Raw genomic sequence first — 13,271 nt, 5'->3', positions numbered from 1 at the left:
ATGAATAAAATCAAACAGACTGGTAAAAAATAGAAATATGACAATACGAAACAAAATGAAACTTTGGGGCTATATGCTCCAGGACATGAAAGAACCGGTAAGCTATCTGCCCCAGGCCGTCCTCATCGGCCTGGCCGCCGCCGCTGCCGGATTCTTTCTTTTATTCATAATAAAATGGACTAAAAAGGAGCCGCGTATAGGCAGTAACAAAACAGCGGGTGAAATCGCCCTGCATATTTGTGTACTGTTTCTTTTCGCCGCTTACCTGACCGTCCTTCTTCAGGAAGCATTCTTTTCCCGCCCGCCAGGATCCAGGACTTCCGTAGACCTGGAGCTGTTCGGCACATGGGGGCACAGCCCGCAGGGCAATGCCTATGTAATAGAAAACGTCATCATGTTCATTCCCTGGGGAATTCTTCTGCCGGTTCTTATCAGGCCGTTTGGCAGAGGCGCCGGAGCCTGGCTTTGTATTATGAGCGGTTTTCTGGCAAGTGTATCGCTGGAGACTGCGCAGTACCTGACGCAGAGAGGCCATTGCCAGCTCGACGATGTGGTAATGAACACACTGGGGACGCTGGCCGGATGGCTGATTTTCAAATTGTTATGTATTCTATTCGGCCGCCGTTCCGATTAAGATATCCGGCTAATATAATTGAATAGACTGATAAAGAGAGAGCAGACAAAAACTAGAATAATCAAGTTTTTATCTGCTCTTTTTAACATTCTTTTTATCATTCGCTCTATTTACCATCCATATAGCAGCAGTATTCGCATGCAGGTATTCGCATGGAAGTATTCGCATGGCAGAATTTGCATAGCAGCATTCATATAGCAAAAAGGTTATTCACCCCCATCATTCCTCTCCACCTCCCATTCTCCACAGCTCTCCCTGGACTTCCAGACCAGTTCTTTAATATGCAGTATCGATCCGCGGTCAAGGCGGTAATCGAAAGGTATAATAATTCCACCATTTTCAGTAAAACGTTCCAAAGCCTGGCAGATTCCTTTGCGTCCGCTTCCGGCATAGTCGGCGTAGACAATCGCATAGTCGGCCTTTTGCAGTTGACGCTTAATCGTCTCATCGTGATCATCGTCGGTAAAATGGAGAACCGATGGCAGATTGTCAAAGTCACGGAGCTGCTCCTGCATGATATCACTGAAGGTCTGATTCCGGCAGAGCGTGATGACGCGGCTTCCGGCCGGTATCTGGGCAATGCTGATTGCGGAGTCCCTGGAAAGATCCATTGTAACCTGCTGTAACCTCTCCAGACAGCCCGGCAGCAGTTGGGTAAGCAGACGGAAGTGATTGGTGGTTGTGATAATAAGTTCGAAGCTGTCCCACAGGCGTGTGGGAGTTGCCGCTACATCATTTAGCAGATATCCTGCAAAGCCGACTCCGTCGATCGGCTGAAGCTGCCGTTTGGCAGCCCATACGCACTCATCGCAGCAGTCAATCCATGCAATGTTGACCGGAGCAGCGGTTTGAGGGAGCTGTTTTAATTCATCCTGGAAAATTCCGAGCAGATCATCGGGATGAATCTGCAGATCACTGATTTTTTCCAACATGTTCCTGATTTCCCGGCGTATGAATTCAATGGAGTTTGCCGACATTTTGGAGGCGACAAAGGAGCCGCTGCCGCGTCTTGTCTCAATTTTCCCGGATTCAAGCAGAAGGGCGTAGGCGGCTTTAATCGTGCCGCGGGCAATTCCCGTATCCTGGCTTAACTGGCGCTCAGTGGGAAGCCGATCGCCGGGATGGAGCTGCTCTGTCCGAATCAGTTCGCTGATTTGCTGAGCCACCTGCTTGTAGGCAGGGGATTTCTGTGATTTATCGATTGTGAGAGAAATGGCACAGCTCATATTTCAATTCTCCTTTTATTTATAGATTATAATGCAAGCAGTTATCGAATGGTTACTTTTTACAATGGAAACTATGACTTAGAAGTATTTAACAACCGAATATTTATCGTTCAATTACTGATAGGTTAAATATCAGGCAGCAAACTAATGCCGCAGACTTATGCCGGCTAATGGCCATTGAATGCAGGTTCATCCATGGATAAATAATCCGAAAGTATCTTAATATTTTCTATTGTAACATGTTTCAAAGTGTTTGTCAGCATGAATATATGGAAGGAATTGTAAAAAACGTTAAATTGGATTATACCACAATGCGATATAATGACTTAAAAACAAAAAAATATACATATTGGGGCATAAAAATAAAGACCTTTTATTGACAACCAATTTCTACTGTGATACTATGAAAATAACCAGAAAACAATGAGGCAAAAATGGAGTTTTTAGAAAATTTGTCAACCCGGCCGGTCACAGACAGATGAAAAGCAGTGCATGTAAAAAGAGCAGAATTAACGAAGAAGGAACAGGAAATGGCGCATGATAAGGCGAAGACATCGTTATATGCGCGGTATCGGTGAAAGGAAGGAATGAATATGAATTATTCCCATGATCTTATGCTTCGGATGGCACACAAATATCTTTCAAGAGCAGGGCTGAAGGCCGGAGAAAAGGTTTTAATTGTATGTGAACCTCCGTCGGACATGACACTTGCCAATGCTATATTTGAGGCGGCTCAGCAGAAGGGGGCGGCTCCGGTTCTGACGGTTCTGCCCTATCGGGGAGTCCAGAATATCGATGTACCGGCCCACTTGGGGGAGGCAATGAAAGCGGCTGATCTTGTGATACCTTTAATTCCGTATGAGAGTGCAGATTTTTATACAAAGACCTGCCTTGATATGCTGAACGGCGGGACAAGGGTTCTTGGAACAATGAGCGCTACCAAAGAGATGGTGCATGACATGATATATGAGGCCGATTTTACGCTGACCGACAACATCTGCATTGCACTCGAAGAAATTATCAGCATTTCACAGGAGATACATATCACATCGGAAGGCGGCACCGACATCAGGGCGAAGCTGGGCGGCAGACCGGTGCAGACAAACCCGGGCAAGGCGGAACATCCCCACGATGAAGCCTATATACCGGCCGGAGTGGTAGGGCAGGCTCCGCTGGAAGAAACATGGAACGGACGGGTGGTTTTTGACGCGTTTGCTTATCCGGTTGGAATCTTAAGGGAACCGATTATACTGGAAATAAGGGACGGAAGGATCGAAGAGTTTTCCGGAGGGGCGCAGGCGAAAGAGTTTGAGGCATGGTTTGCCGGCCGCAATGATTCCAATATTTACCGTACCTGTCATTATGGCTTCGGCATCAATCCGGCTATCCGGCAGCTCAGTGACTTAAAGTTTTTGAATGAGAGAATGTATGGTGTATTTGACATTGGCTTTGGCACCAACGATCTCCCGTGTTTTGGAGGTGTGATACGTGCAAATGGACACACGGACGGCCTGATGACGAAAGCCACCGTAAAATACGATGGGGCAGAGGTGATGAGAGACGGGGTTTTTGTCCATCCGGCGCTGGTGAAACTGTTTGAGAAAAAATAGCCAAAGGAGGATGGAGAATGGATGCGAATAAGGACGGGATGAAAAAACGGGTAAAAAGCATGATGATTACCGGAGCTACAGGGGAAGTGGGATCTTATGCCGCTCTTTTTGCGGCCCGCCTGGGGATTGCGGATACCATCTATGTGGTTGCCAGAAATCAGGCAAATCTTGCTACAATCAGCTATAATGCACAAACCAGTTCATTGATGCGGGGATATCCCTCTATTGTAGAGCCGGTGGGAATGGATCTGTCAAATGTCGAGGAGACCGCTGAGACACTCAGACGCCTGTCACCGGATTTACTCATCAACTGCGCAACAGGAATGTCTCTTTATCCTTATTTTCCTGCTATGAAAAAGAGGCAGAAAAGAATGGGGCTGATACCGGGATTTGCTCATACCCTGCCCAAGGATATGGTGGTTCTCTATCCTCTGATGCAGGCGGTACATCAGGCGGCGCCGAGGTGCAGGGTAGTCAATCTTTCGGCACCGGATCTGGCCGGCCCTGTTCTATACCCGAGAGGCCTTGCGCCGACTATTGGAGCGGGGACTCTTGACTCGACCAGCCAGGGAATTGCACTGAGAGTGGCTAAGGAACTGGGCGCGTCACCGAATGAGATTGTAATCCGTCTCGTTGCCCACCACGCCCTCCGCCGTTTTCCAGCTCATGAAGTACCCTTTATCCTGAAAATTTATTATGGAGAGCGTGATATCACAGAGGATTTCACAGAGGAGGAACGGTTTGGGTTCGTCAATTATGCGACGGATGTGACAGGCGTTGAGACAATGAATGCCCCGGTCAGCAACAATGCTTCCATCACAGCGGCCTCTGCGGTGGAAACGGCATATGCTCTTGTGTGCAATGAGGGAACCGTAAGACACGGCTCCGGAATCTTGGGAATACCGGGAGGTGCACCGGTCCGTCTTTTATGGGACAGACAGGAATTGGCGCTGCCGGAAGGCGTAAGCGCTGCCGAGGCATTTGAAGTTAATACCGCGGGTATGAAAAAGGACGGACTCGATTATGTAAAGGAAGACGGGACGGCCGTATTTACGGAGGCGGAGCAGTATTGGATCAGGGAGAGCCTGGGACTGGGCTGGAAAGAATGCGCTCCGGAAAACTGTGCGGAGATGACAAAAGAACTGAAAGCCGCCTATCAGAAGATGGCTCTTGAAGAGGGGGCAGCGGCAGACAATTAACACAAAAACTGCACAAAATCAACGAAGCAAGAAAGGAGACTTATGGCGGTTATAAAAGGCGGTCGGGCAATATATGGTGCGGACATCGGAATTGTGATGCTGGATTGCCGGTTTCCCAGGCCGTTAGGCGATCCCGGAAACGCCCGTTCGTTTTCCTATCCGGTTCAATACGAGATTGTGGAACTGGCTGAAACAGAGGCTTTGACAAAACAGGGGACGGAGGAAGCTCTCCGCAAGCTGTTTGAAGCAGCCGGAAGGCTGGAAAAACGGGGCTGCAAGAGTATTGCGACAAGTTGCGGCCTTCTGGTGCCCTATCAGGAGCAGCTTCGTGAAAAGCTTACGATTCCGGTCGTTTCATCCGCGATTTTGCTGCTGCCGCTTTTACTGAACATGACAGGGGACGGTAAAAAGGCTGCTGTAGTTGTCAGCAGCAGAACGGAGGCAATTGATGATTATCTGAACGGGCTTCCTGAGAACCAGCGGGAGCGCTGCGTTTTGCTCAGCATGGAGAACTGTCCGGAATTTATGCGTGGGATTATGTCGTTCTCACAGCCGTATGAACTGGATACCGGGTTGGTGGAGCAGGAGGTAATCAATTTGTGCCTGGAGGCAAAGGGGAGAGAGCCGGAAATCAGTCTTTTTTTATTAGAATGCACAAACCTGGCGCCGTATTCCCGCCCACTCAGGGAACGGCTGGGGATGCCTGTTTTCGATATCCGGGGTTTGATTGATTTTCTGCATTCCTCGGTAGAACTGTAGCGGGATGGAACGGCAGGGTGAAAGACCCGTTATTTTCAGCAAATGATAGTTTTTGTGAGACTTTTTTGAGAGGAGGAGCTATATGAAAAAATTATTTCTGACCATATTGGTTGCATCGGTATGTCTGGGAAGTATGGCAGGATGTCAGAGCCCGTCATCGGAAAAACAGACGGCAGGCCAGTCTGCCGAAGGGGAATCAAAAGAGACAGCGGAAGTTAAAACAAATGAATCGGCTGAAGACAAGCCGGAGGCGCCTGCCGCTGATTCCGGAAAAACAAGTTTTACGATCGGAGGAGGCCCCCAGGGCGGAGGCTGGTATGGCCTTGCAGGCCAACTGGCTTCTGAGTGTGAAAATGTGATGGACGGGATGAAATTTTCCGTTATGCCGGGGGGTGGAATCGGAAATATTGATTTAACCGAGAAGGGAGAGATGGACATTTCCACGACGGTTTCCCATTTATACCGCTCAGCCCTGGCCGGGACGGCGCCCTATGAGGGGAAAACTTATGAAAACCTGTCATGTCTGGCGGAGATAGGGACAAGCGATACCTGCCTTTTTATAGTGAAGTCCTCCCTTCCTGTCAATTCCATAAAAGACATTGCGGATCAGAAATATCCCATCCGCCTCGTGACAACCTCAAAGTCAAGCACACCGTCGCTGGGAGCGGAACGTATTCTGGCAGAGTTTGGTATTACGGTCAAGGATATTGAATCCTGGGGAGGAAGTATGTCTTACTTAAGCTACACCGACGGCTGCCAGCTCATTTCAGACGGGCATGCGGACGGGATTATAGCGCCGATGGTTCCGGCGATTACGGAACTGGCGACAAGCGTGGATTTAAAAGTACTGCCGCTGGATGAAGCGATGGTGGACACACTGGTCGAGAAATATGGCTATTCTAAGAATCTCGTTAAAACAGGCACTTATTCGTTTGCTTCAGAAGAATTCTGGGCCATAGGGGAACCGAACATTCTGCTTTGCAGAAAAGATCTTCCGGAAGATGTCGCCTATCATGTTGTGAAGCTGATTTGTGAGAAACCGGATATCATCAGAGGCTGGGGAACCACACATGCCAACTTTAAACCGGAAGAGGCATGTAATAATGTTGGGGGACCGCTTCATCCGGGAGCGGAGAAATACTTTAAAGAGGTCGGATACTTAAAGTGATAAAGAAAGGAGACGGTAACAATGGGAGCAGATGATGAACCGAAATACAGGAATCATAAAGTCATTACATACATTGCCATATTGTTTGCAGCTCTCTTCTTGTATACCGGCTATTTCGGTATTTTTGAAGCGCCGGTACAGAGGCCGCTGCATCTTTTATTTGCCCTGGTTCTCGGACTGCTCTATTACCGTCCGGCTGCGGGGTGCAAAGCAAAGATGTTTACGGTGGTGGATTGCGTTCTGGCAGTAGCGGCGCTCTCCGTCATGGGGTATCTTTTGGTAAACCGTGAAATGATCAGCAACTGGATCTATCTTGTCTCGGATTTTGATAATACAAAGTATGTTATTTCCCTTGTTATTGTAATACTGACTCTGGAAGCGGGGCGGAGGGCGACGGGGATCGCCCTTCCGATGATTGCCGTCATTGCGCTTCTGTATGGGAGGTTCGGCCAGTTCATGCCGGGTCCGTTCAGACACAGGGGCTTTTCATTCAGGGCAATGGCGGAGTTTACCTGTTTTGGGTTTGACGGCATCTTTGGGCTGCCGCTTTCCGTGTGCTCTACGCTGATTATCATTTTTATCATCTTCGGGAGCTTTTTTGAAATGGCTGGAGGCGGAGATTTTCTGATGGATCTGGGAAAGGCGGCGGCAGGGAAAACGCGGGGAGGCCCGGCGAAGATTGCGATAATCACCAGCAGCCTGTTTGGCTCTATCTCAGGAAGTGCGGTCGCCAATGTCTATGCGACCGGCTCTTTCTCAATCCCGATGATGAAAAAGATGGGATATCGTCCCGAGTTTGCAGGCGCGGTGGAGGCGGTGGCGAGTACAGGAGGGCAATTGGCCCCGCCGGTTATGGGCGCTGCCGCCTTTGTCATGGCGGAGTTTACAGGACTTCCCTACGCAACAATTATGCTGGCGGCACTGATTCCGGCGGTCCTTTACTACCTGTCTCTGTTTCTGCAGGTGGATTTTGAATCGGCTCTCAGCGGGGTAAAAGGCCTGCCTCCGGAAGAAATTCCGAAGTGGAAAGACGTAAGCCGGAGAATGTTTTTTCTGGTGCCGCTCATTGTTCTGGTTGTGCTGCTGCTGATGGGAAAGAGCGCTGCTTTTGCCGGAGCCTATGCGATACTGGCGGTTGTGGCTGTCAGCTGGCTGGACAGAGAAACCAGGCTGACCCCGTCTAAGATACTAAAAGCGCTGGAACTGTCCGGAAAAAGAACGGTAATGATTGCCGTATCGTGTGCGATCTCAGGGATTGTGGTGGGCGTGGTTTCTTATTCCGGGCTGGGACTTAATTTTGTGGGGTTTGTGACGAAGCTGGGGGGCCAGAGCCAGTGGATTGGGCCTGTTTTAGTGGGCATTGCTTCAATTATCCTTGGCATGAGTGTGCCTACAACCGTAGCCTATATCATCGTATCGGCTGTTTCCGTTCCGGCGCTTAAAGCGCTTGGTTTTGCTATGCTGCCTTCCCACATGTTTGCATTTTACTTTGCTCTGGTATCCATGATCACGCCTCCGGTAGCGCCGGCATCCCTTGCGGGAGCCGAGATATCGGGAGCATCATTTATTAAAACGGGGCTTGCGGCATGCAAGCTGGGACTGATTACATTTATAATCCCCTTTATGTTCCTCTACGCGCCGGAACTTCTCATGATGGGAAGTCCGCTTCTGATTATGCAGGCATTCCTTACCGCTCTGTTTGGAGTGACGGCCTTTGCCGCAGGGTTAAAAGGCTGGTTTCTGGTACCGCTCGAACCGTGGCTGCGCATTACCTGCCTGGTAGCCGGATTTTGTATGATTAAACCGGGAATCGCAACAGATATAATCGGATTTATTCTTTTTGCCGTCTGTGCCATTCGTATAGCACAAAAGAAGAAAAAATCCCAAAAAACTACATAATTTTCAATTAACTAATAAAAACCGGTAAAAATTGTTTGATTTAACTTGTCTGCCTCCAAAGAAACGATTACAATAGAAGAGAAACGGGCATTTTCTGTTTCCTGACAGACCGCCCGGGAACGATGTGAGAAAAGAAGCGCTTAAAATGTATGAGCCCATATGGAGGCAGGAATCATGGGAACTGTGAACAACCGGATGGTATATGATCTGAGCGGGATTATGACCAGTTTGACGGGGAAGGAACGACTTGAAGAGTTGACGAAACTGGCGCGGCAGGAGCAAAAGATGGTGTCTGTTGCGCTTTATGATATTAACGGAATGAAACGGGTCAACGAATTATACGGCCATCGCGAGGGGGATCACCTGCTCTGGTATATTTCCAAAATGATGGAAGAAAGTCTGGCGGAGCATGACATACTGTTCCGGCTGGACGAAGATAAATTTGTCCTGGCGCTGTATGCCGAGACGGAAGACGGAGCCGTGATCCGGATTAATGAGGCTCTGAGACGCCTGGAGAGGAACCGGGAGAAATTCGCCATCGGTTATGAGGCCTCTTTCTGCTATGGAGTGACCTCCGTCTATCCGACGGACCGGTACTGCGTAACGGATATCATCGACAGGGCGGATGAGCAGATGTACCTTCAGAAGAGAAGCTACCATATTGCCAATGCGGGAAGGGAACTGCTTCAATCGTCGGGCAGCGGCGGTCCGCTGCCTGAACTCGATTATAATAAAGAACACCTCTATGAGGCGCTGGCCGACAGTACGGACGACTATGTGTACATAGGGAGTATGAAGTCGGGGATTTTCCGCTATCCTCCGTCCATGGTGGAGGAGTTCGGCCTGCCGGGTGAGGTGGTGGAGAATGCGGCGGCCGTCTGGGGGAAACTGATCCATCCCCATGATAAAAAGGGATTTCTGGAGAGCAACCAGGAGATCGCCGACGGCAGAACGGAACATCACAGCATCGAGTACCGGGCGAAGAATATTTATGGCGAGTGGATTTGGCTGCGCTGCCGCGGTAAGATGATACGTGACGAAAACGGGGAACCGGATCTCTTTGCCGGATTCATAACAAACCTGGGTAAGAAAAATCTGGTGGACCATATGACGGGACTCTATAACCGGTATGAACTGGAAGGAGCCGTTAAAAGGCATCTCGTGGACGTCGGGGGAAAATTCGGCCTGATGGTGCTTGACATGGACGAGTTTAAGAATATCAATGATCTCTACGACCGTTCCTTCGGCGATGAAGTCCTTCGGATTACGGCCCAGATGATTGCATCCCTTTTGCCGGTGAACGCAAGGATATACAAGCTGGACGGCGATGAATTCGCCATCCTGATTCTGAACGAGGCGTGGGATGAGCATATAGAGATATTTAATGAAATCCGTTCCAGGATGCACAGGCAGCAGGAGTACGAGGGCAAAAAATATTACTGCACGATTTCCGCCGGCTATGCGTCCTACCCGGAACATGGCAGCCAGTACCTGGAGCTTTTGAAATGCGCAAACTACTCGCTGGAGCAGTCGAAACTGGCCGGGAAGAACAGGTTGACCTGCTTCTCGCCCGATATTCTGCCGGAGAAGGAGAGACGGCTGGAACTGACCGAGCTGCTGCGGGAGAGTATCGAGCGCGGCTTTGCCGGTTTTTCCGTGGCATACCAGCCTCAGGTGGATGCCGCCACAGGAGAACTATATGGGGCGGAGGCCCTGGCGAGATGGACCTGTGGAAAATACGGCAATATTTCGCCGGGTGAATTTATTCCTCTTCTGGAAAACAACGGCCTGATTAATAAGATGGGCCGGTGGATTTTCCGAAAGGCGGCCGGACAGTGCAAAGAATGGTGCCGGATTATACCAAATTTCAGGATGAGCATCAATGTGTCATACCACCAGCTCAGGAAAGGAGACATTGTTCCCGACGCGCTGGAAGAGCTCAGAATGCTGGATATGGATCCCTCCAACCTGACACTGGAGCTGACCGAATCCTATTTCATGAAAGAGGAAGAAAACAGGGAGAATGTCCTGGAAGAGCTTCACAAAGCCGGTTTCAGGCTGGCCATGGATGATTTCGGGATGGGATATTCCTCTCTTTTATCTCTCAAAAATATTCCCGTCGACCTTGTAAAGATTGACCGGGGATTCGTGCAGGGAATTACGGAGGAGCGGTTTAATGTGATATTCATCAGGGCCATCACGGAACTTTGCCACAACGTGGATAAGAAGGTGTGCCTGGAAGGAGTGGAGACGGAAGCGGAGTACAGGGCGGTCGGCGATACGGGACTGGAACTGATACAGGGGTTCTATTTCGGCCGTCCCGTCCCGGCCGGGGAGTTCGAAGAGAAATGGCTTAGTCAATGATATCTGTTTCGCTGCATCGGCAGCCTCAGGATACGGAAGACCGTATCCCGGGGCCGCCGGTGTTTTTTTATTGCAGATAATGGCAATACTACAAATGATAACGATTCAGACGAAAGGAAAAAGACGAATGAAAGACAAAATTTTCGGTGTGCTTCAGCGTATCGGACGCAGCTTCATGCTGCCGATTGCAGTTCTGCCTGTGGCGGGTCTGCTGCTTGGAATCGGCAGTTCTTTTACCAATGAGACGACGATAGCCACCTACCGGCTGGGTGCATTCCTGGGGAACGGCACAATTCTCCACGGGCTTCTTGTAATTATGAGTAAGGCCGGAAGTGCTATTTTCGATAACCTTCCTATTATATTTGCCATTGGCGTCGCCATTGGAATGGCGCGGGCGGAGAAGGAGGTGGCGGCTCTTTCGGCGGCTATCGCATTCTTTGTTATGAATGTATCGATCAGCGCCGTGCTGGAAGTTGCGGGGAAGATTCTTCCCGACGGCAGCATTTCACCGGATGTGCTGGAAGGAACGATTGCAAGCGTGTGCGGCATTCAGACACTGCAGATGGGAGTGTTCGGCGGAATTATCGTGGGACTTGGAGTGGCGGCTCTTCATAACCGGTTTCACAAAATCCAGCTTCCGAATGCCCTGTCTTTCTTCGGTGGTTCGCGTTTCGTTCCGATTATATCAACACTTGTTTACGTATTCGTCGGAATTGCACTCTACTTTCTCTGGCCTCCGGTTCAGAATGCGATTTTTGCGCTGGGCGGACTGGTGACAGGGACGGGATACCTGGGAACGCTGGTGTTCGGTATTGTAAAGAGGGCGCTGATTCCGTTCGGTCTTCACCACGTCTTCTACCTGCCATTCTGGCAGACTGCGGTCGGCGGGACGATGATGGTGGACGGCAGCCTGATCCAGGGCGGCCAGAATATCTTTTTTGCCCAGCTTGCCTCACCCGATGTGGTGCACTTCAGCGCGGACGCAACGAGATACTTCTCCGGAGAATTCATCTTCATGATTTTCGGACTTCCGGGAGCTGCCCTGGCGATGTACAGACAGGCAAAGCCGGAGCATAAAAAAGCGGCGGGCGGCCTTCTGCTGTCGGCGGCGCTGACCTGTATGCTGACCGGTATCACGGAACCCATTGAATTCTCCTTCCTTTTTGTGGCGCCGATGCTGTTCGCAGTTCAGGTGATCCTTGCGGGTTCGGCCTATATGATTGCCCACATCCTGAATATCGCCGTGGGCCTTACATTTTCCGGTGGTTTTCTGGATTTGCTTTTATTTGGAATTCTGCAAGGAAATGCAAAAACGAGCTGGCTGTGGATTATACCGGTGGGAGTGGTTTATTTCTTCCTGTATTACTTTATCTTCAGTTTCCTTATTAAAAAATTCAATCTGAAGACACCGGGACGGGAGGATACGGGCGAAGAAACCAGGCTGTATACCAAGGCGGACGTCAATGCGGGTAAGAGCGGCCGGGGAGAAAACGCCGGCAATAAGAGAGAACAAAAAGACCGCGCCGTTTCCGAACGTAACAGGATGATTGCGAAGGGCCTGGGCGGAAAAGATAACATTTCCGATGTGGACTGCTGCGCCACCAGACTGCGCTGCACGGTTTTAGATTCCGCCAGGGTGCGCGAGGACGTTTTAAAGGCAACCGGTGCCTCCGGAGTCATTAAACGGGGAAATGCGGTCCAGATTATTTACGGACCTAATGTTACGGTGATAAAAGCAGAGTTCGAAGAATACCTGAGGAATTTGGATGAAACCGATGAGGATGAAACCGGCAGGAGCGAAATCGGTGGGAATGAGACCGGCGGAGATGAAACCGGCAGGGGCGAAATCGGTGAGAATGAGACCGGCGGGAATGAAACCGGCAGGAATCAAACCAACGGAAATCAGATGCATGGTAATCAAAAACAGAAGCGCGGAACGCAGAAGATCCGCCGATTATATTCCCCGTTTAACGGGCGCGCGCTCCCGATCACGGAAGCCCCGGATCCTGCATTTGCAGATAAAATGATGGGAGACGGATATCTGGTGGTTCCGGAGAACGGCGAAGTCATTGCGCCGGAGGATGGGCAGGTGGCATTTGTATTCCCGACCAGTCATGCGATTGGGATGAAGACGGAGGACGGCATTGAATATCTGATTCATGTCGGCATTGATACCGTAAAACTTCAGGGCAGGGGATTCGAAGTTTTCGTAAAGGACGGAGATTTTGTGAAAAAGGGTGACAAACTGATGAGGTTTGACTTACAATACATCAGAGAACACGCGTCATCCGAACACTGTATTGTTGTGTTCACCGGACTCACAGACGGCCAGGAAATTGTGAATGTGAAAGAGGGACAGGTTAAGGCCGCACAGGCGGTGGCCGAACTGAAGCTCTGATATTCTGATAACGG

The 13,271-nt window shown here is 50.0% G+C and carries 9 protein-coding genes; 8 read left to right on the top strand and 1 reads right to left on the bottom strand.

The window, feature by feature from the left end; genetic code table 11:
* The first annotated feature begins 37 nt into the window (after positions 1–37).
* Entirely contained in the window at positions 38–634 is a 597-nt protein-coding gene (locus tag QZT18_RS01570; RefSeq protein ID WP_294143723.1) for a VanZ family protein, read from the top strand.
* Positions 635–840: 206 nt separating this feature from the next.
* Here the strand turns inward: QZT18_RS01570 and QZT18_RS01565 are convergent, their stop codons facing one another.
* Positions 841–1,860 (bottom strand): GntR family transcriptional regulator, encoded by a 1,020-nt coding sequence (locus tag QZT18_RS01565; RefSeq protein WP_294143722.1) that lies wholly within the window; start codon positions 1,858–1,860, stop codon positions 841–843.
* 593 nt (positions 1,861–2,453) lie between these two features.
* On the opposite strand from QZT18_RS01565, the gene QZT18_RS01560 reads away from it, so the two are divergent.
* The 7 genes from QZT18_RS01560 to QZT18_RS01530 all read left to right on the top strand — a co-directional run bounded on the left by QZT18_RS01560 (position 2,454) and on the right by QZT18_RS01530 (position 13,257).
* Positions 2,454–3,470 (top strand): aminopeptidase, encoded by a 1,017-nt coding sequence (locus QZT18_RS01560; RefSeq protein ID WP_294143721.1) that lies wholly within the window; start codon positions 2,454–2,456, stop codon positions 3,468–3,470.
* A gap of 17 nt (positions 3,471–3,487) precedes the next feature.
* Positions 3,488–4,669 (top strand): hypothetical protein, encoded by a 1,182-nt coding sequence (locus QZT18_RS01555; protein WP_294143720.1) that lies wholly within the window; start codon positions 3,488–3,490, stop codon positions 4,667–4,669.
* A gap of 42 nt (positions 4,670–4,711) precedes the next feature.
* Complete coding sequence (locus QZT18_RS01550; RefSeq protein ID WP_294143718.1) at positions 4,712–5,428, top strand: aspartate/glutamate racemase family protein; 717 nt, start codon at positions 4,712–4,714, stop codon at positions 5,426–5,428.
* Between the two features lie 82 nt (positions 5,429–5,510).
* On the top strand, positions 5,511–6,596 hold the full coding sequence (locus QZT18_RS01545) for a TAXI family TRAP transporter solute-binding subunit (protein WP_294143717.1): 1,086 nt from the start codon (positions 5,511–5,513) through the stop codon (positions 6,594–6,596).
* A gap of 21 nt (positions 6,597–6,617) precedes the next feature.
* Positions 6,618–8,495 (top strand): TRAP transporter fused permease subunit, encoded by a 1,878-nt coding sequence (locus tag QZT18_RS01540; protein ID WP_294143715.1) that lies wholly within the window; start codon positions 6,618–6,620, stop codon positions 8,493–8,495.
* A 174-nt stretch (positions 8,496–8,669) separates the two neighbouring features.
* A complete protein-coding gene (locus QZT18_RS01535; protein WP_294143714.1) occupies positions 8,670–10,859 on the top strand; it encodes an EAL domain-containing protein in 2,190 nt (729 codons plus the stop codon).
* A 127-nt stretch (positions 10,860–10,986) separates the two neighbouring features.
* Positions 10,987–13,257, top strand: a complete 2,271-nt coding sequence (locus tag QZT18_RS01530) for a PTS transporter subunit IIABC (protein ID WP_294143713.1) — start codon at positions 10,987–10,989, stop codon at positions 13,255–13,257.
* Positions 13,258–13,271 lie beyond the last annotated feature (14 nt).

Origin of the sequence: uncultured Clostridium sp. (genome assembly GCF_900547735.1) — a bacterium.
Taxonomy (GTDB): domain Bacteria; phylum Bacillota; class Clostridia; order Lachnospirales; family Lachnospiraceae; genus Otoolea.
The sequence above is the reverse complement of the archived record's forward strand: the minus strand, read 5'-3'. Positions and strand labels throughout refer to the sequence as shown.

What these genes read in the sequence shown, in the direction of transcription:
- QZT18_RS01530 (WP_294143713.1), top strand. Translation starts at nt 10,987, where the DNA reads ATGAAAGACAAAATTTTCGGTGTGCTTCAGCGTATCGGACGCAGCTTC.
- QZT18_RS01550 (WP_294143718.1), top strand. Translation starts at nt 4,712, where the DNA reads ATGGCGGTTATAAAAGGCGGTCGGGCAATATATGGTGCGGACATCGGA.
- QZT18_RS01535 (WP_294143714.1), top strand. Translation starts at nt 8,670, where the DNA reads ATGGGAACTGTGAACAACCGGATGGTATATGATCTGAGCGGGATTATG.
- QZT18_RS01555 (WP_294143720.1), top strand. Translation starts at nt 3,488, where the DNA reads ATGGATGCGAATAAGGACGGGATGAAAAAACGGGTAAAAAGCATGATG.
- QZT18_RS01565 (WP_294143722.1), bottom strand. Translation starts at nt 1,860, where the DNA reads ATGAGCTGTGCCATTTCTCTCACAATCGATAAATCACAGAAATCCCCT.
- QZT18_RS01560 (WP_294143721.1), top strand. Translation starts at nt 2,454, where the DNA reads ATGAATTATTCCCATGATCTTATGCTTCGGATGGCACACAAATATCTT.
- QZT18_RS01540 (WP_294143715.1), top strand. Translation starts at nt 6,618, where the DNA reads ATGGGAGCAGATGATGAACCGAAATACAGGAATCATAAAGTCATTACA.
- QZT18_RS01545 (WP_294143717.1), top strand. Translation starts at nt 5,511, where the DNA reads ATGAAAAAATTATTTCTGACCATATTGGTTGCATCGGTATGTCTGGGA.
- QZT18_RS01570 (WP_294143723.1), top strand. Translation starts at nt 38, where the DNA reads ATGACAATACGAAACAAAATGAAACTTTGGGGCTATATGCTCCAGGAC.